This is a genomic window from Vibrio sp. (assembly GCF_048266485.1).
In the GTDB taxonomy this organism is placed as follows: domain Bacteria; phylum Pseudomonadota; class Gammaproteobacteria; order Enterobacterales; family Vibrionaceae; genus Vibrio.
In genome coordinates, this window is sequence record NZ_JBLWZK010000009.1 from 34,486 (window position 1) to 52,928 (window position 18,443).

At 41.3% G+C, this 18,443-nt stretch carries 18 protein-coding genes; 8 read left to right on the forward strand and 10 right to left on the reverse strand.

Annotation, left to right across the window (positions count from 1 at the left end; translation table 11 throughout):
* Nucleotides 1-13: 13 nt before the first annotated feature.
* The 7 genes from nqrF to bolA form a co-directional block, all read right to left on the reverse strand.
* Nucleotides 14-1,246, reverse strand: a complete 1,233-nt coding sequence (nqrF, locus tag ACN0T8_RS11295) for an NADH:ubiquinone reductase (Na(+)-transporting) subunit F (RefSeq protein WP_417880729.1) — start codon at nt 1,244-1,246, stop codon at nt 14-16.
* 31 nt (nt 1,247-1,277) lie between these two features.
* A complete protein-coding gene (nqrE, locus tag ACN0T8_RS11300) occupies nt 1,278-1,874 on the reverse strand; it encodes an NADH:ubiquinone reductase (Na(+)-transporting) subunit E (RefSeq protein ID WP_417880730.1) in 597 nt (198 codons plus the stop codon).
* 5 nt (nt 1,875-1,879) lie between these two features.
* A complete protein-coding gene (locus ACN0T8_RS11305) occupies nt 1,880-2,509 on the reverse strand; it encodes an NADH:ubiquinone reductase (Na(+)-transporting) subunit D (RefSeq protein ID WP_417880731.1) in 630 nt (209 codons plus the stop codon).
* A complete protein-coding gene (locus ACN0T8_RS11310; protein WP_417880732.1) occupies nt 2,509-3,279 on the reverse strand; it encodes a Na(+)-translocating NADH-quinone reductase subunit C in 771 nt (256 codons plus the stop codon). Before ACN0T8_RS11310 ends, ACN0T8_RS11305 begins: the two co-directional genes overlap by 1 nt.
* Nucleotides 3,269-4,513: an NADH:ubiquinone reductase (Na(+)-transporting) subunit B gene (locus ACN0T8_RS11315; protein WP_417880733.1), complete on the reverse strand. Its 1,245-nt coding sequence runs from the start codon at nt 4,511-4,513 to the stop codon at nt 3,269-3,271. The genes ACN0T8_RS11310 and ACN0T8_RS11315 overlap by 11 nt, the downstream gene beginning before the upstream one ends.
* Nucleotides 4,514-4,516: 3 nt before the next feature.
* Complete coding sequence (locus ACN0T8_RS11320) at nt 4,517-5,857, reverse strand: Na(+)-translocating NADH-quinone reductase subunit A (protein ID WP_417880734.1); 1,341 nt, start codon at nt 5,855-5,857, stop codon at nt 4,517-4,519.
* Between the two features lie 363 nt (nt 5,858-6,220).
* The gene (bolA, locus tag ACN0T8_RS11325) at nt 6,221-6,529 is read right to left on the reverse strand and encodes a transcriptional regulator BolA (RefSeq protein WP_417880735.1); all 309 of its coding nucleotides are present in this window, start codon (nt 6,527-6,529) and stop codon (nt 6,221-6,223) included.
* Nucleotides 6,530-6,699: 170 nt separating this feature from the next.
* Between bolA and ACN0T8_RS11330 the strand changes: the two genes are divergently transcribed.
* The 7 genes from ACN0T8_RS11330 to csdA all read left to right on the forward strand — a co-directional run bounded on the left by ACN0T8_RS11330 (nt 6,700) and on the right by csdA (nt 13,903).
* Entirely contained in the window at nt 6,700-7,863 is a 1,164-nt protein-coding gene (locus ACN0T8_RS11330; RefSeq protein ID WP_417880736.1) for a methyltransferase, read from the forward strand.
* 11 nt (nt 7,864-7,874) lie between these two features.
* Complete coding sequence (locus tag ACN0T8_RS11335; RefSeq protein ID WP_417880737.1) at nt 7,875-8,450, forward strand: YajG family lipoprotein; 576 nt, start codon at nt 7,875-7,877, stop codon at nt 8,448-8,450.
* Nucleotides 8,450-8,992, forward strand: coding sequence for a peptidylprolyl isomerase (locus tag ACN0T8_RS11340; RefSeq protein WP_417880738.1), 543 nt, complete (start codon nt 8,450-8,452; stop codon nt 8,990-8,992). Before ACN0T8_RS11335 ends, ACN0T8_RS11340 begins: the two co-directional genes overlap by 1 nt.
* Nucleotides 8,993-9,107: 115 nt before the next feature.
* A complete protein-coding gene (locus ACN0T8_RS11345) occupies nt 9,108-10,451 on the forward strand; it encodes an AmpG family muropeptide MFS transporter (protein WP_417880739.1) in 1,344 nt (447 codons plus the stop codon).
* A gap of 283 nt (nt 10,452-10,734) precedes the next feature.
* Nucleotides 10,735-11,550 (forward strand): outer membrane protein OmpK, encoded by an 816-nt coding sequence (locus ACN0T8_RS11350; RefSeq protein ID WP_417880740.1) that lies wholly within the window; start codon nt 10,735-10,737, stop codon nt 11,548-11,550.
* Nucleotides 11,551-11,683: 133 nt separating this feature from the next.
* Nucleotides 11,684-12,568, forward strand: a complete 885-nt coding sequence (locus tag ACN0T8_RS11355) for a ketopantoate reductase family protein (RefSeq protein ID WP_417880741.1) — start codon at nt 11,684-11,686, stop codon at nt 12,566-12,568.
* Between the two features lie 105 nt (nt 12,569-12,673).
* Nucleotides 12,674-13,903, forward strand: a complete 1,230-nt coding sequence (gene csdA, locus ACN0T8_RS11360; protein WP_417880742.1) for a cysteine desulfurase CsdA — start codon at nt 12,674-12,676, stop codon at nt 13,901-13,903.
* A 162-nt stretch (nt 13,904-14,065) separates the two neighbouring features.
* Here csdA and csdE read toward each other — a convergent pair whose 3' ends face one another.
* The 3 genes from csdE to mltA form a co-directional block, all read right to left on the reverse strand.
* Nucleotides 14,066-14,497 carry a cysteine desulfurase sulfur acceptor subunit CsdE gene (gene csdE / locus ACN0T8_RS11365; protein ID WP_417880743.1) on the reverse strand — a complete coding sequence of 144 codons (432 nt, stop codon included), beginning with the start codon at nt 14,495-14,497 and terminating at the stop codon, nt 14,066-14,068.
* Between the two features lie 246 nt (nt 14,498-14,743).
* Nucleotides 14,744-15,562: a tRNA cyclic N6-threonylcarbamoyladenosine(37) synthase TcdA gene (gene tcdA, locus ACN0T8_RS11370; RefSeq protein WP_417880744.1), complete on the reverse strand. Its 819-nt coding sequence runs from the start codon at nt 15,560-15,562 to the stop codon at nt 14,744-14,746.
* 168 nt (nt 15,563-15,730) lie between these two features.
* Complete coding sequence (gene mltA / locus ACN0T8_RS11375; RefSeq protein WP_417880814.1) at nt 15,731-16,813, reverse strand: murein transglycosylase A; 1,083 nt, start codon at nt 16,811-16,813, stop codon at nt 15,731-15,733.
* 292 nt (nt 16,814-17,105) lie between these two features.
* Here mltA and argA point away from each other — a divergent pair, with 292 nt between their 5' ends.
* Complete coding sequence (gene argA / locus ACN0T8_RS11380; protein WP_417880745.1) at nt 17,106-18,443, forward strand: amino-acid N-acetyltransferase; 1,338 nt, start codon at nt 17,106-17,108, stop codon at nt 18,441-18,443.

Sequence of the window (18,443 nt, forward strand, 5' to 3'; positions counted from 1 at the left end):
AGAGGCTTAGTGATTAGCCGCCGAAATCATCCAATAGAATGTTTTCGTCTTCTACACCAAGATCTTTCAACAATCCGATAACGGCTGCGTTCATCATTGGTGGACCACACATGTAGTATTCACAATCTTCTGGAGCTTCATGATCTTTCAAGTAGCTTTCGTATAGAACATTGTGAATAAAGCCAGTCTTACCTTCCCAATTATCTTCTGGAAGTGGATCAGACAATGCACAGTGCCATTCAAAGTTATCATTCTCAGCAGCTAGACCATCAAAATCTTCTACGTAGAACATTTCACGCTTAGAACGAGCACCATACCAGAAGCTCATCTTACGCTTCGACTTCAGACGCTTAAGCTGATCGAAAATATGTGAACGCATTGGAGCCATACCAGCACCACCACCAATAAACACCATTTCCGCATCAGTATCTTTCGCGAAGAACTCACCAAATGGACCTGAAATCGTACACTTATCGCCTGGTTTCAGAGACCAAATGTAAGAAGACATGATACCTGGTGGTACATCAGGATTATTAGGCGGCGGCGTAGCAATACGCACATTTAGCATAATAATACCTTCTTCTTCTGGATAGTTCGCCATCGAGTATGCACGGATAGTTTCTTCTTCTACTTTTGATTCGTAGCGGAACAAATTGAACTTTTCCCAGTCTTCAAGATATTCTTGAGGAATATCAAAGTCAGAGTATTTAATATGGTGCGCTGGCGCTTCAATTTGAATATAGCCACCGGCACGGAATGGCACAGACTCACCATCGGGGATCGCAATCTTAAATTCTTTGATGAAGGTCGCTTCGTTATTGTTAGAAATAACTTCACATTCCCATTTTTTCACACCAAAAATTTCTTCAGGCAACTCAATTTCCATGTCAGTTTTCACGTTAACTTGACAAGCTAAACGTTCACCTTCACGGGCTTCGCCTTTAGATATGTGATCTAATTCGGTTGGTAGAATATCACCACCACCAGATTTAATTTTAACACGACACTGGCCACAAGAACCACCGCCACCACAAGCTGAAGACACAAAGATGCCAGAGCTTGATAATGCGCCAAGTAGCTTGCTACCTGCTGTCGTAACAATGGCTTTTTCAGGATCACCATTTACAGAAATCGTAATGTCACCATCTGGAACCAGTTTAGATTTAGCAAATAAAATCACTAAGACTAAAGCTAGAACGATCAGAGTAAACATCGCGACGCCAAGGAGAATAACATTAGTATCCATCGATTATTCCTTATGTTTGGGGGCGTTTACCCTAAAGTTGAATACCAGAGAAAGACATGAAGCCTAACGCCATAAGACCCGCGGTAATGAAAGTAATACCTAGGCCACGTAGACCTGGAGGTACATCTGAATATTTCATCTTCTCACGGATACCTGCTAACGCAACGATAGCTAACATCCAACCTAAACCTGAACCGAAGCCATATACGATTGATTCTGTGAAATTATAGTCACGTTGAACCATAAACGACACACCACCAAAGATGGCACAGTTAACAGTAATTAACGGCAGGAAAATACCTAATGCGTTGTACAAAGGTGGGAAAAAGCGATCAAGAACCATTTCCAATATTTGCACTAAGGCGGCAATAACACCGATGAAAGTAATGAAGTTTAGGAAGCTTAAATCTACCCCCTGAACCAAGGCATCTTCTTTCAGAATATAGGTATAAACTAGGTTGTTTACTGGTACCGATACAGTTAGTACAACAACAACCGCAACACCAAGACCGATAGAGGTTTTTACTTTTTTCGATACCGCTAGGAACGTACACATGCCTAAGAAGAAAGACAATGCCATGTTCTCAATGAAGATCGAACGAACGAGTAAGCTAATATAATGTTCCATTGCGATTACTCCTTAGCTTCTACTTGTTCTGGTTTCATTGTACGGATAATCCAAATTAAGAAACCAATGATGAAGAATGCAGAAGGCGCAAGTAACATCATACCGTTTGGCTGATACCAACCACCGTCTGAAATTAATGGCAACACTTGCATACCGAAGATACTACCTGAACCTAAAAGCTCACGGAAGAAACCGACTACGATCAATACAAAGCCATAGCCTAGACCATTCGCAATACCATCAATAAATGACGGGAATGGTGCTTCTTTCATTGCAAATGCTTCTGCACGACCCATTACGATACAGTTAGTAATGATCAAACCAACAAATACCGATAACTGCTTCGAAATATCGAAGAAGTATGCGCGTAATACTTGGTCTACCACGATTACTAACGATGCGATGATCGCCATTTGTACAATAATACGAACACTATTAGGAATATGGTTACGCATTAGAGATACGAACAAGTTAGAAAATGCGGTTACAAACATTACAGCTAATGTCATAACAAATGCGGTTTCCAACTTAGTTGTTACTGCCAGTGCAGAACAAACACCTAACACTTGTAGTGCAATCGGGTTGTTATCTAATACTGGAGAAACAATAGATTTTCTTAAGTCTTTTGCACTCATTAGTTCAGTTCTCCTGCTCGTACTTTAGCTAGGAAAGGACCATAGGCCTTATCACCTAACCAGAAGTCGAAAATGTGCTGAACACCATTACTTGTTAGCGTTGCACCAGACAAACCATCAATACCGTGTTCAGATCCTTCAGGTGCTCCACCTTTCACGATCTTAATTGCAGGCTGATTGTTTTCATCAAACAATTTCTTACCTTCAAATTGAGCACGCCATTTCGGGTTTTCAACTTCACCACCAAGTCCCGGAGTTTCACCTTGTTCATAGAATGTGATGTCACTTACTGTGTTACCGTCTGTTTTAACAGCAACGAATGCATACATCATAGACCAAAGGCCACTACCATTAATTGGTAAAATAACTTCCTTAACTTGTTCGCCGTCTTTCACTAAGTAAACCAGGCCTTTATTTGGAAGACGCATAATTTTAGCGATATCTTCATCAGCTGATAGCTTAGTCGATTGACTTGGATCTTTTGCTGCAGCACGCATATCATATTGAGTTGCGTCACCTTCCACAAATTCTCCAGTAGAGAAGTCAATTAAACGAGGTTCAATACTTTCATCGTAGATAGATTGGATTTCGTTTGCATTTTTCGCATCAAAACCAGCAACCGCTACGATGTTGCTTTGAACATCAAGTTTAGCATTTGCGACTTGTTTTGGTTTTAATAGTACCGCTGCCGTTGATACTACAACTGAACACACAAGGCTCAGAGCAATAACGGTAATTAGGGTACCTTTAATGGAATCTTTATTTGCCATAGCGAGCTTGTCTCCTCTTGACGTTCTTCTCAACGACAAAGTAATCGAATAGAGGTGCAAATAGGTTAGCAAATAGGATCGCTAGCATCATACCCTCAGGGTAAGCAGGGTTAACCACACGGATAAGTACACACATCACACCGATCAATGCACCATATGCCCACTTACCTTTATTAGTAAATGATGCTGATACAGGGTCTGTCGCCATGAAGATCATACCGAATGCAAAACCACCTAGCACTAAGTGCCAGTACCAAGGCATAGCAAACATTGGGTTCGAATCTGAACCGATAAGGTTAAAGATTGTTGATACAGCAGCCATACCAATCATTACACCCGCAATGATTCGCCATGATGCAATTCGCATATAAACGATCATCAAACCGCCAAGAATTAGAGCTAAGGTAGAAACCTCCCCCATAGAACCTGGGATATTACCGATGAATGCATCCATCCAAGAAATTGAATGACCTGTTACAGTATTTACTAATGAACCGTGACCACCTTGAGCCCATTGGCTAAGCGCCGTAGCACCAGAGAAGCCATCCGCCGCAGTCCAAACTGTATCACCAGAAATTTGTGCTGGGTATGCAAAGAATAGGAAAGCACGACCAGCCAACGCTGGGTTTAGGAAGTTACGACCAGTACCACCAAAGATTTCTTTAGCAACAACAACACCGAAAGTAATACCTAATGCAGCTTGCCATAGTGGCAATGTTGGCGGCACGATTAGCGCAAACAAGATAGAAGTAACAAAGAAACCTTCGTTAACTTCATGCTTACGAACCATACAGAATAATACTTCCCAGAAACCACCTACTGCGAAAACAACTGCGTAGATAGGCAAGAAGTAAGTTGCGCCGAGCAACATCATACTGCCCCAACCGGCTTGGTCAGTCAGTGTGCCACCGAGCATTTCAGTTAACCAGTAATGCCAATCACCAGAAATAATTGTGGCAAATTGTTCACCAGAATACATCTGATTAAGCGCGACAATCGCTTGATGACCAGTATTGTACATACCCCAGAACATTGCTGGAAATACCGCTAACCAAACCATGATCATAATACGTTTTAAATCAACACTATCACGAACATGAGAACTGCGTTTTGTTACAGTACCTGGGGTGTAAAGTAGCGTTGCTGCTGCTTCATACAAAGCAAACCAACGCTCATGTTTCCCACCAGGTTCAAAATGCGGTTCAATATCTTCTATAAATTTCTTAAGGCCCATGAATTAACCTTCCTTCTCGATCTTGTCTAGGCAATCGCGAAGTAAATCGCCATATTCATATTTGCCAGGACATACAAAGGTACATAACGCCAAATCTTCTTCATCCAGTTCTAAAACGCCTAAACGTTGTGCACTATCAGAATCCCCAGCACAGATATCACGAAGCAATAATGTTGGTTCGATATCTAATGGCATTACACGCTCATAGTTACCAATCGGTACCATAGAACGATCACTACCATTTGTCGTAGTAGTCATATTGAACACACGATTTGGGAATAAGTGACTTAAGAAAGCACGAGTTACAGAGAACTTATGCGCGCCAGGCATTGCCCAACCGAAGAGTTCTTTTTCACGACCTTCATGAAGAACCGATACTTGTGTATGGTAACGACCAAGGTAAGCATGAGGACCCGATGCTGTAGTACCTGATAATACTGAACCTGAAATTACACGAGCTTCACCTGGTAAAATTTCACCTTCAGTTAAATCCTCTAGATTTGCACCAATACAAGTGCGAACTAAGCGAGGTTCTTTGATTGCAGGACCAGCTAATGAAACCACACGATCAGTGTAAATTTCACCCGTAAGGAATAGCTTACCGAACGCGATAACATCTTGGTAGTTTAAGCTCCAAGCAACATTTTCTAAGTTCACTGGGTACAAGTGATGCATGTGAGTTCCCGCTAAACCAGCTGGGTGAACACCTGCAAACACATGCTCTTCTACATTAGGTTGAGAAGATTGTGGCAATGTTGTTGGCGCTTTACACACGTATACCTTGCCATCTGTTAATACAGATAGAAGATCAAGACCCGCTGTAAAGGCTTCTGCTTGCTCATTAATAATCACGGCAGGATCTGCTGCAAGTGGATTAGTATCCATTGCAGTAACAAAGATTGCCTGAGTGGTCGAATCGATTGCTGGAACCTTGCTAAACGGACGAGTTCGCAATGCAGTCCACATACCAGAGTCAACAAGTTGAGTCTTCACCGCTTCACGGTCAAGCTTCGCTAGTTGATTGGCAGTGTAGCTTTCGAAAGTCACTTGGTCACTACCTGAAACTTCAATCACAACAGATTGAAGAACACGTTTTGCACCACGATTCACTTCGATAACTTTACCGCTTGCAGGTGAAGTGTATTGAACGCCAGGATTCTTTTTATCTACAAAAAGAACTTGCCCCTTTTTCACTTCATCATCAACGCGAACATGCATTGTTGGACGCATGCCCACGTACTCTTCGCCAAGCAAGGCGACTGTTTTGATGGACTTACCATCATTAATCACCTGAGCAGGAACTCCAGCAATAGGAAGATCCAAGCCCTTTTTTATTGTAATCATACGCGCTTGCACTACTTTATTTTAAGGAAATAAGATTCTTTTAATTGCGTAACTTAAAGACACGACTTTTTTGTGTCCGCCTCTGATTTTTAAGTAAAAATCAGAGTCGCAACATCCATATAAAAAGGCCTAATTTTATCAATAAGCTCTTCTAGGTGCCGTATTCTAGCATTTTTTATGAACGCCTTGCCATTCTCATTAGGGGTATTCAGCTATTTTTTTACAGCTAAGTTAACGGGATTAAATACAAAATTGTATATATTTGAAGCACACCACAATTATTGTTATCCGTTTGTTCAAAACATTTTACTTCTCAAACGAAATAAGCCCTTACCAAAAAAGGGATTTTACGATCATCGGTATTTATTTACCGCCCCCCGCACATTTTGGTGAGTCAGGTACAGCTCCACTCACCTGTTGCCATTCCAATTGAGTATAAGCATGAATCGATAAAGCATGGATATGATTCTCTAGCTCATCACTTAGTGCGGCATTAATCGTCCGATGACGAGCAATCAATTTTTTATCTTCAAATTTCTCACTCACCACCACCACTTTAAAATGACTTTCAGAACCTGGTGGTACGTTATGCATATAACTTTCATTTTGAACATCTAAATGAATAGGATTAAAAGCCGCTTGTAGTTTTCTTTCGATAAGATCTTGAATCATGTTACTCACCCTTCTAATTATTGCTTTCAAGATGCCATGAAAACGGTTCAAAACTCAATGGAATTAATGTAACCATGACATTCATAATTATGTTTCTACTATCTTGTTCAAACACCTTCTGCGACAATACAACACCTCAAGTGCCTTAAGACACAAAATAAAGATAAAGTATGAAGACTGAATTAACATTACATGATCGCACCTTAACCTTGTCCCGCTTTCCTAAACGTGCCAATGAAACATTACAAGCTTGGGATGCTGGCGATGAATATTTGATTAATCATGTAGAAGATATGGCTCTCCCTACGGGTCAAAACATCCTCATTCTCAATGATCATTTTGGTGCGCTCTCATGTTGGTTTTCAACGCAACATAACGTCACTATGATGAGTGATTCATTTATTTCCCACAAAGGTACTCTGAGAAATTTACAACGAAATAAATGCCCTAAAATCCAATTTTTAAATTGCTTGCAAGCGATCCCTCAGCAAGTTGATTTGGTATTAATGCAACTACCAAAAAGTAATCGCTTACTAACCTGGCAGCTTTATCAGTTACGTAACGCCATTTCAGAAGGCTGCCCGGTGATAGGGGTAAATAAAGCCAAAGAAATCCATACCTCTACCCTCAACTTGTTTGAAAAACACTTAGGCGAAACCAAAACCTCGCTGGCTTGGAAAAAACATCGCTTAGTGTTCTCGAAAGCCAATTGCCAACCAATCATTCCGATACCAGTAGAATGTGAATGGCAGGTAGACAATGAAGATATCATTTTATCCAACTATGCCAATGTCTATTCAGGTGAAAGATTAGATCTTGGCGCAAGATTCATGCTGGAACATATTCCAGTCGATAAAGAATTACGACACATCATTGACCTTGGTTGTGGTAACGGAGTGTTATCTATTAAAGCCGGTCAACTTAACCCTCAAGCAAGAATTACCAGCATTGATGAAAGTTTTATGGCGGTTGCCTCAGCACAAAAGAATTTAGAACAAAATCTCGGCCCAGATAGAAACATTCAAGTTATCGCTAATAACTGTTTAGATGGAATGAAAGACAACAGTAGTTACCTTGTATTGTGCAACCCTCCTTTCCATCAAAACAACACCATTACCGATCATATCGCTTGGCAAATGTTTTGCGATGCCAAAGAGGCATTGAACCATAATGGTAAATTGCTGGTCGTAGGGAATCGACACTTAGAATATCCAACCAAGTTATCACGCTTGTTTGGTGCTCAACAAGTGACAATCGTGGCGGAAAATAATAAATTCGTCATTATAGAAGCAATCAAAAACAACGATTTAAATAAAAAACTGAATACTAAATAAGGATATATGAGATGAAGAAGCTGATTATGTTATGCGCTGCTTTGGTGTTAACGGCTTGTGCCAGTGTTTCTCAGACTGATTTGATTAACCTTACGCCATCTTCAACACTTAGCTCAAGTAAAGTTGCTGATGGTTTAGCCTTTACCCTCACTAGCCAAGATATTCGCAGTGCGCAATTTATTGCCGTAATCAAGCATGATGGTGAAGAACAAGCTCAACCTATGCACGCAAAACAAAATGTGCGAAGAGCCTATGAAGCAGCCGTTTATCAACAGTTCTTCTCGCAAGGTTTTACTATGACTAAAAACAGCAACAACATTGTTAATGTACAAGTCGTTGATGCAGTCGCAACTGTTAACCAATCTCCAATGAAATACAATATCGAAGGTAAAGTGACACTAAAAATCACTGCTGAAACACCAAACGGTAAGTTCGTTCGTACCTATACTGGTACAGGTACCAAGTCAGGCTCATTTACTGCCGATAAAACCGATGTCGAAGAAGTGATTAACCGCGTATCAAGCCGTGTATTGACGACCATTGCCAAAGATTCAGAATTAACAAAATACATGAAAGGTAACTTTTAATGAAAAAGATCTTATTTGGATTATTGATGTTATTTAGTACGACAAGCTTTGCAGCGCCAAACGTTGAGTTTGAAACTACCATTGGTAATTTCACGATTGAACTGAACCAAAAACAAGCGCCAATTACAGTAGAAAACTTTCTAAAATATGTTAACGATGGAAGCTATGTGGGCACTCAATTTCACCGTGTAATCCCTGGCTTTATGGCGCAAGGTGGTGGTTTTGATAAAGACATGAATGAACGTTCAAGCTATGCACCAATTCGTAATGAAGCCAGCAACGGACTTGAAAACTTAACCGCAACCGTAGCAATGGCACGTACTAATAATCCAAATTCAGCCACTCGTCAGTTTTTCATAAACTTGAACGATAACGACTTTTTAAACTTCTCACGTAACTCTGCAGGTTATGCCGTTTTTGGTAAGGTCATTGAAGGTTTTGATGTCGTAAGAGCAATGGGCCAAAAACCAACTCGCTCATTAGGCATGATGAAAGACGTTCCCGTGACACCGATTTTCATCACTAAAGTCACAGTAAAATAACAAACCTAAAAATAATGATAAAACAATAATTTATTTAGCCATCTTAACTTGATGGCTAATTTTTCTATGCTGCAGTAATTTATTTGCATAGCCGAGTATAACCAAGGAGAAGTTCATGGCCTCTATGACCTGGAAGGCAACCATACAAACCTACTTAGATAAACGTTTATTGTGGGTGTTCATGTTAGGTTGCTCTAGCGGCTTTCCTTGGGTATTAATTGGCTCAAACATGTCCGGTTGGTTAGCTGATGCAGGGCTAAACCGTACAACCATTGGTTATTTTGGCGCTGTTTTTGCGGTTTATGCGATTAATTTTTTATGGGCTCCGTTAATCGACCGAGTGAAAATCCCACTACTACACAAATGGCTAGGCCAACGACGTAGTTGGATCTTTTTATGCCAAACCATCATGCTGATTTGCACCTTCTTCTTGGCCGGTCTTAATCCTAGTAATAACTTAATTTTAATTTCTGCGTTTGCATTGGCGATCTCAACCGCTTCCGCCACTCAAGATATTGCCATTGATGCTTTTCGTATTGATAGTTTTCCTAAGAGTAACAACAGTAAACTACCACAAGCTTCTGCAATGGCCGTGATTGGTTGGTGGACAGGCTACTCTCTGCCCGGCTATCTCGCTTTTTCCAATGCTGATGCTTATGGTTGGAATGATGTCTACTACGGCATGACTTTAGTCATCGTATTATTAATGTTGTTTACTTTATTGACTGGCGAACCAGAAACGCAACGTGATCAACTTCAACATCAAGCAGAAAAACGCCATGCAAAAGTTGTCAATTCAAAAGTGGCGGCTTGGCTTACGGTAACCGTCGTTGAACCTTTCTTAGATTTCTTCCGTCGTAATGGCGTTGGTGTTGCGATCACTTTGTTACTGTTTGTTTTCTTATTCAAAATCGGTGAAGCATTTCTTGGTCGCATGTCGATTGTCTTTTATAAAGAAATCGGATTTACCAACGAACAAATTGGCGAATATTCCAAACTGATCGGTTGGGGCGCGACGATGTTGTTTACCTTTGTTGGCAGTATGTTCAACGTTCGCTTTGGTATTGTGAAAGGATTAATGATAGGCGGTATTGCCATGGCAAGCAGTAACTTAATGTTTGCATGGATTGCTTCGGTCGGCCCAAATGAACACCTACTACTTGCGACGGTATTAGTCGACAACTTCACTACGGCATTTTCGACAGTAGCATTTGTTTCTTTCTTAACAGTATTAACTGGACAAGCTTTCTCGGCAACTCAGTATGCATTATTAGCTTCATTGGGTAACTTTGGTCGTACGACTCTAGCTTCATTCAGTGGTGAACTGGTGGATAGCTTAAATAGTTGGCCTCTGTTTTTTGTTGTCACCGCGATAATGGTGATCCCAAGTTTAATTATGCTGTACACATTACGTTATTATTTCCACGATTTACTGGAAAAGGCACGTAATCAACAATAACTTCCCCAGCGATAACCTTACCAACTAGAAAAGTATAAAAAACGCCAAAGCAACCGCTTATCTTGGCGTTTTTTGTTCCACATTCAAAAACCTGTACAGATTTCAGCATCTAGTTCCATCAAAGATCTTTCTAATGTGAGTTATGTCTCAATAAATATTTAGGTTTGCAGGTTTTATCACTTACAAATGAGATTGAAACCGCTATTATCTGCGCCAATTGAAAAGTCCACACCTTTAATCGGTGTACCTATAAATTTAACCAGATAAAAGAGAGCCCACTATCATGCGTAAAACACTTTTAGCTCTTAGTCTTGCTGCTGCTTCAACGCCTGTTTTAGCTGCAGACTATTCAGATGACATTCATAAGAATGACTATAAGTTTCTCAACTTTAACCTAATGTATTCTGTTGGAGAAAAACCGGAAGCTAGTTCTGGCTCTAACGCTCATGATTACTTAGAAATGGAATTTGGCGGCCGCTCTGGTATCTTTGACCTATACGGTTATGTCGATATCTTTAACCTATTAAGTAATGATGATTCTGACGATACAGATAAAGCAAATGGACAAAAAGATAAAATCTTTATGAAATTTGCTCCTCGAATGTCAATTGATGCAATGACTGGCTACGATCTATCAGTTGGCCCAGTGCAAGAACTTTACGTTGCTTCACTGTTTGAATGGGATGGTGGTCGTGACACAACTTTTGGTGTTAACACACAAAAAATCGGTCTAGGTTCTGATATCAACATGCCTTGGTTTGGCAAGATGGGTCTTAACCTTTATGCTACTTACGATTCAAACAAGAACGACTGGAATGGTTACCAGGTTTCAACAAACTGGTTCAAGCCTTTCTACTCATTCAGTAATGGTTCATTCTTATCATACCAAGGCTACATCGATTACCAATTTGGTATGAAAGATAAGTATTCAACTGCCTCAAACGGCGGTGCTTGGTTTAACGGTCTATACTGGCATAGTGAACGCTTTGCTGTGGGCTATGGCTTAAAAGCTTACTATAATGTCTACGGTATCAAAGACACTAACGATCTAGAATCGACAGGCATCTCTCACTACTTCGACGTAACTTACAAATTCTAATCACTGGCAACTCAGTTGCTTGATTAAAACTATTGCTAAGCTACTTATGGCGCAGATTGAATATTCAGTCTGCGCCATTTTGCTATTTGCGATAAACTAAGCTTCGAATAGAGTAAATAGAAATGGAAAACGAATGAAGATTGGTATCATTGGCATTGGCGCACTAGGTTCACTATGGGCAACTAAATTGCAGCAAGCTGGTCACGATGTACTTGCGATCACTCGCGATCACTCACATCGTTCCATTTCGATCGCTCTTGATGAGCAAGCGAAATTCGAGATTCCCGCCAATAGCCTAACTCAACTCAGCACTTGCCAAACTATTATCATCACAGTGAAATCCACTCAAGTAACACAAGCCATAGAGCCTTTATTTAACTACTTATCTGCCGATATACCGCTTATCTTTCTTCACAATGGCATGGGGGCACTTGACCAACTTAGCGAGCAGTGGAATCAACACCCTTTATTTTTAGCCACCACTACTCAAGCCGCTTTTAAGCCAAACTCACAACAAGTAAAACATACCGGCATTGGTCAAACCTTGATTGGTCCATACCGAGCAACCAAGTTAACACCTCAACTAGACTCGATTATTCAAGAGCTAGATTCTGCACTACCTAAGGTAATGTGGCACAACCATATTAATGACGCGCTGTGGCAAAAATTAGCCATCAATTGTGTTATTAACCCTATGACCGCAATTTACCAATGCAAGAACGGTGAATTACTGCAAGCGCAATATAAAACGGAAGTCGATAACTTAATTAATGAGTGCCAGCAGGTGATGCAAGCGGCTGGACATACCCCATCGTTAAACGAATTATCCACCACCATTAAACAAGTGATGCTTGCCACTGGCGATAATTTTTCATCCATGCATCAGGATATTCACCACCAGCGCACCACTGAAATTGAATTCATCACTGGTTTTCTAGTCAAACAAGCACAACGCTATAATATTGAAGTTCCAAACCATCAACGGCTATTTCAGAAAGTGAAACAATTAGAAGAGTAAGGCGTAGCTGTTGCGAGTTGCGAGTTGCGAGTTGCGAGAAAAGTTTAAGCCCATTCTAATATGTTCTATACTTCGCCCACTTCATTGACGTAACAGGTTTATTTAATGTCTTCTTCGACTCACTTTGACATTCAGGCGATTCGCCAGCAGTTCCCTTTTCTTAATAATGATACGCCAATGGTTTACCTTGATAGCGCCGCAACCACACAAAAACCTCAATGTGTGATTGATGCCATTAGTCACTATTACGCCAAGCAAAATGCCAACGTGCATCGTGGTAGTCACAGCTTAACGGCGCAAGCAACCACTCAATTTGAGCAAGCGCGTGAATGTGTGCAACACTTTATTAATGCGGATTCGAATAAAGAAATCATTTGGACTCGCGGAGCAACCGAAGCGATAAACTTAATCGCACAAACTTATGCTCGTAGCACTTTACAAGCAGGCGATGAGATTTTAGTTGGAGAAATGGAACACCACGCTAATATCGTACCATGGCAGATCGTCGCACAACAAACTGGCGCTAAAGTAGTTAAAGTGCCAATGACCTCAGATTGCCAATGGGATATGCAAGCCTACCAAACCCTTTTAACTGAGAAGACCAAAATTGTTGCCGCGGCGCACATCACCAATGTCACCGCGACTCGCCAACCTATTGAGAAAATCATTCAACTTGCTCACCAATTTAATGCGATTTGCGTAATTGATGGCGCACAAGGCGTTGTGCATGAAAGTATTGATGTTCAAGAACTTGACTGTGATTTCTATGTTTTTTCTGGACACAAACTTTACGCTCCTACTGGAATCGGTGCACTATATGGCAAGCAGTCTATTTTAGAGTCAATGCCGGTATGGCATGGTGGTGGTAAAATGGTAGAGAAAGTGAGTTTTGAGCAAACCTCTTATTCTGCCCTACCAGGAAAATTTGAAGCCGGTACTCCAAATGTGGCAGGAGCAATAGCCTTAGCCACCGCAATTGAATGGCTAAATCAATTTGATAGACAGCAAGTAGAAGCTCACTATCAGCAACTACTCAACCAACTCATCGCTGGGTTAAATAACATTGATGGCCTGCGAATTATTGGCTTACAACCTAATGCCAGTGTGGTGAGCTTTACCTTACAGCTTGATGGTGAAGATATTCATCACAACGATATTGCGACACTACTCGATCAACAAGGCATTGCAGTACGTTCCGGTCATCATTGTGCGCATCCACTAATGGACGTACTAGGGATCAACGGAACGGTGAGAGTTTCTTTGGGGATTTATAACAACGACAAAGATATTGATATGTTGTTAGCTGGCCTAAATAAAGCTATCGACCTGCTTTAATTTCGTCGATTTATTTATACCAATCAAATTAATTAGCTGAGCAGAGATTACGAAGGAAAAAGCCTTGAGAACAAGACATAAATTTTCGATAAGTAGTTGCTCTACAATCAAAATTTATAACGCAGTTATCGAGGCTTTTCACAAGTAAGAATGATCAGATAATTAGTGAGATTGGTATGACTCTACCAATTGCTGAATTTGCTCAACAATGGCTTTAAGCCCATTACCACGTGATGGGCTTAAATGATCAATCAGCCCCAGTTGTGAAAAATAGTCTGGTGTATCAAAAGCGTTAATCTCAGCAGTGGTTTTCAAATAAAAAGCCGCCAAAACCAAGGCAATTAAACCACGCACAATTCGTGCATCTGAATCAATTTGAAAATGCCAACGCTGACCATCAAATTCCGACAATAGCCATACTTTACTCTCACAACCTGAAACGAGAAGCTGTTCTTGCTTTAACTCATCATCCATTTTCGGTAGTAATTTCCCCCACATGATCACCTGACGATAGCGATCCTCCCAGCTCGAAAAGCCAGACATGATTTCTATGATCGTATCTGTAGTAATGGTGTTGCCAAATGGGTGAGTCATAATAGGGTCTCGTGTTTCTAAATTCCGTCATTCCAAAAGTGAGGCACGAACTGTTTGGAATCTCCTATAACACTTTGAGTCTCAAATCGTGGTAGGAGATCCTGAACTACGCTCCTTCGTCGCTTTTCAGGATGACGAAAATATTTTTATTATTAATAATTTACAATGTCACTTTCTCTTCCTAGTCATGAGAAGCGAAGCGCCCGAGCCACGAGACTCGCTCTCCTAGGAACTAGGAACTAGGAACTAGGAACTAGGAACTACTTTATACTTCTGAATCAACTTCTCAACAATCCTTGATACCGCAACAAATCCAAAAGTAGCAGTTACTACGGTAGCAGCGCCAAAACCACTGGCACAATCCATACGTTTTGGACCTTCAGCGGTGGATTTGGTCGCACATACACTACCATCTGCTTGAGGGTATTTCAGATGCTCGGTTGAGAACACGCAATCTATACCAAATTTTCGTTGCGGATTTTTGCTAAAATTATGATGACGGCGCAGCGTATCTTTTAATTTCTTGGCTAATGGATCTTGAATCGTTTTAGTTAAATCAGTAATTTGAATCTGTGTCGGGTCGACCTGTCCACCAGCACCGCCAGTGGTGATTACTTTGATCTTGTTACTGCGGCAATAAGCTAATAATGCCGCTTTCGGTTTAATACTATCAATCGCATCTAGCACGTAATCAAAGTCTTTACTGATGTACTGGCTAACATTGTCTGGCGTAATAAAATCATCCACCAAGTTAACTTTGCATTCAGGATTAATCAAAGCAACACGCTCAGCCATCACTTCAATTTTGCTCTGCCCAACCGTACCATTTAAGGCGTGAATTTGACGGTTGATATTGGTAACGCAAACATCATCCATATCGATCAGCGTTAATTCACCGACACCAGTACGCGCTAATGCTTCAACGGCCCATGAACCCACGCCACCAATACCTACCACGCAAACATGAGCGGCGCGCAGAACATCTACTTCACTATTACCATACAAACGACGTGTGCCGCCAAAGCGTTGGTTGTAGCTATCAGAAGCAGGAGGAAGAGTATTCATGGTGAACCTTAATTAACGCAATAAAAAGAGCGCGTATTATAGAGGATAAGGATACGTGGAGCTAGAGCGCTTCGCTTCTCGTGACTCGTTTCTAGAAAAAGATTAAAGCACACCCGTTACCGTTGTCGAGCAACGAGCAGTGAAACGCCCGAGCTTCGAGCCTCGCTCTTAATTCGCTGGAATCTGCAACGGTGGCGCGGTTAAATCTAACTTCCACACTCGGCCAAAGTGACGATAGTGACCTGCGGCAATACCGGAACGTGCGCCCATGCCATGATATAAATCTAAGTGACCGCCTTTCACTGCGCCGCCGGTATCAAGCACGATCAATAGTTTAAGCACATGAACGCCTGTCCACTTGCCATTGGCATCCAGTAGAGGAACTTCAGCTAGAATTGGGGTTCCCATTGGGAAAATACTGCGGTCACCGGCAACCGATGCCATTGGTAACAAAGGAATGCCCGCCGCGCCGACTACATCAGCCGTCGCTTGACGATCAAAGAATACATAAGAAGGGTTTTGTTCTAATACTTCTTGTACGGTTTCTCTGTCATTTTCCGCCACCCATTCTTTAATGGCTTTCATCGACATTCTTTCTTTCGGAATCAAGCCGCGCTCGATCAGAATTCGCCCAATACTCACATAAGGGTGGTTATTTTTACCAGCATAAGCAAAGTAGTCCAGTTCATCGTTATCGGCATAATGAACAAAACCACTTCCTTGTACTTCCATCAAAAATGGATCGATCATATTGGATGCATAACCAAGCTCTAAACCTTTTCCTTCGAGTGCACCCTCATAGATTTGCGCGCGAGTAGGACACACTGAACCACATTGAGGTTTGGCGTAAACTGGGTATTTGAATAAATGATCTGGCGTATGACGCATTTCAATCACAGGAGAGAAATAGCCGGTAAACAGAATATTGCCCTTTTTATCCGCGCCCGCTAACTGCTCAACATTAACGCCATATTTAGCTAACTCACTCGTATCACCACTTTCTTGCGCCCATACCTTTAATTGCGCGTATAAATTTTGGTATTTCGCTTTCAGAGATGGTGAGGTTTCTTCTACTTTTTCCGCTTGTGCCGCGAAGGTATTAAAATCTCGTGGCGCGTCGGTTTCAATCTTATCAACATGCTCTAAGGTGGTATCTAATTTACCATCCAAATATTGCTGACCACGCTCAGTCGGTTGGGCACAACCAAATAAGATTAACGCTGAAGTCAGCATCAAAGTACGAGTCAAAATAGGCTTTGCCTGAGAAGAAAAAAATGGGCGAGAAACAGCAAGCGAGTTAAACACGAAAAATCACCAATTAGATAAAATAAACGGATTGAAGAATGACAAAAATCCCCTCACCATACAAGCAAGAAACGATAGATTGATACACATTCATTTCACACCAGAGTAGCGTGGGATTTGAAGCAGTTGTCAGAACGATAACAAATTCACAATTTAATCTCTCTTAATAAAAATAACCATTGCCATAAAGTGAATTATTAGTCATTATTTAAGCATAATAAATCAAGGAGTAGGTGTTGTGAAGTTACGTAGTACAGCTTTAGTTAAAGGATTCCGCCAATCCGCCCCCTACCTAAACGCCCACCGCGGCAACACCATGGTCTTTATGCTCGGTGGTGAAGTCTTTACCGATGCCAATTTCGATAACATCATTAATGACATCGCACTATTACACAGCTTAGGTGTACGTATTGTGCTGGTTTATGGTGCACGCCCGCAAATCAATGACAACTTACAAAATAATCATTATGAATCGCAATACCATAAAGGCATTCGGATCACTAATGAGCCTGCGCTTAACCTTGCGATGCAAGCCGCTGGCCGATTACAACTGGCTTTAACCGCCCGTCTTTCTATGAGCTTGAACAATACACCGATGCAAGGTACTCAACTCAATGTGGTTAGTGGTAATTTTGTGATCGCCCAACCATTAGGCATTGATGATGGGGTTGATTATTGCCACAGTGGTAAAGTAAGACGTATCGATACCGATGCGATTAATCGTATGTTGGATATGGGTTCCATTGTAGTAGTCGGCCCAATTGCCAGTTCAGTAACAGGTGAAAGCTTTAACTTGATGTATGAAGATGTCGCCACTCAAACAGCGATTCGATTAAAAGCTTATAAGCTGATTGGCTTTTGTTCTGAACAAGGGATTTTAGCGCAAGATGGCCGAGTGATTCCTGAACTATTCCCTAGCTGTGCAGAAAAACTATTGCAAGAAATAGAACAAAAACAAGATACCAAAACTGGCTACACCAGCGGTACTTTCCGTTTTTTACGTGGCGCATTAACCGCGTGTCGCGCTGGCGTACCTCGTTGTCACTTGGTTAGCTACAAAGAAGATGGTGCACTACTGCAAGAGCTATTTTCTTTTGATGGCATAGGTACTCAAGTAGTAATGGCCAGTGCCGAACAAACACGCAATGCACAAATTCATGATATTGGCGGCATTCTGGATTTAATTCAGCCTTTAGAAGAGCAAGGAATTTTAGTACGCCGCTCACGTGAGCAACTAGAGCAAGAGATCCATCAATTTACTATTATCGAGAAAGACCGTTTAATCATCGGTTGTGCAGCACTTTACCCATATATCGAAGATAAAATGGCAGAGATGGCTTGTGTCGCAGTTCACCCTGATTATCGTGATGGCGACCGTGGAGTGATGTTACTAAAACACATGAGCCAAGAAGCCAAAAACATGGGCATCAATAAGCTGTTTGTTTTAACTACCCACAGCCTACACTGGTTTCGTGAGCAAGGTTTTGAAGAAGTCGGCGTGGATTCACTACCAATGGAAAAGCGTGGTTTATATAACTACCAACGTAAGTCGAAGATATTGGTGTTGAAGATATAA

Excerpts from the sequence above, each read along its gene's own strand:
- tcdA (WP_417880744.1), bottom strand. The coding sequence starts at position 15,562 with ATGAATACTCTTCCTCCTGCTTCTGATAGCTACAACCAACGCTTTGGC.
- ACN0T8_RS11345 (WP_417880739.1), top strand. The coding sequence starts at position 9,108 with ATGGCCTCTATGACCTGGAAGGCAACCATACAAACCTACTTAGATAAA.
- nqrE (WP_417880730.1), bottom strand. The coding sequence starts at position 1,874 with ATGGAACATTATATTAGCTTACTCGTTCGTTCGATCTTCATTGAGAAC.
- ACN0T8_RS11330 (WP_417880736.1), top strand. The coding sequence starts at position 6,700 with ATGAAGACTGAATTAACATTACATGATCGCACCTTAACCTTGTCCCGC.
- ACN0T8_RS11315 (WP_417880733.1), bottom strand. The coding sequence starts at position 4,513 with ATGGGCCTTAAGAAATTTATAGAAGATATTGAACCGCATTTTGAACCT.
- ACN0T8_RS11305 (WP_417880731.1), bottom strand. The coding sequence starts at position 2,509 with ATGAGTGCAAAAGACTTAAGAAAATCTATTGTTTCTCCAGTATTAGAT.
- ACN0T8_RS11340 (WP_417880738.1), top strand. The coding sequence starts at position 8,450 with ATGAAAAAGATCTTATTTGGATTATTGATGTTATTTAGTACGACAAGC.
- csdE (WP_417880743.1), bottom strand. The coding sequence starts at position 14,497 with ATGACTCACCCATTTGGCAACACCATTACTACAGATACGATCATAGAA.
- bolA (WP_417880735.1), bottom strand. The coding sequence starts at position 6,529 with ATGATTCAAGATCTTATCGAAAGAAAACTACAAGCGGCTTTTAATCCT.
- ACN0T8_RS11350 (WP_417880740.1), top strand. The coding sequence starts at position 10,735 with ATGCGTAAAACACTTTTAGCTCTTAGTCTTGCTGCTGCTTCAACGCCT.
- ACN0T8_RS11310 (WP_417880732.1), bottom strand. The coding sequence starts at position 3,279 with ATGGCAAATAAAGATTCCATTAAAGGTACCCTAATTACCGTTATTGCT.
- ACN0T8_RS11320 (WP_417880734.1), bottom strand. The coding sequence starts at position 5,857 with ATGATTACAATAAAAAAGGGCTTGGATCTTCCTATTGCTGGAGTTCCT.
- csdA (WP_417880742.1), top strand. The coding sequence starts at position 12,674 with ATGTCTTCTTCGACTCACTTTGACATTCAGGCGATTCGCCAGCAGTTC.
- nqrF (WP_417880729.1), bottom strand. The coding sequence starts at position 1,246 with ATGGATACTAATGTTATTCTCCTTGGCGTCGCGATGTTTACTCTGATC.
- ACN0T8_RS11355 (WP_417880741.1), top strand. The coding sequence starts at position 11,684 with ATGAAGATTGGTATCATTGGCATTGGCGCACTAGGTTCACTATGGGCA.
- ACN0T8_RS11335 (WP_417880737.1), top strand. The coding sequence starts at position 7,875 with ATGAAGAAGCTGATTATGTTATGCGCTGCTTTGGTGTTAACGGCTTGT.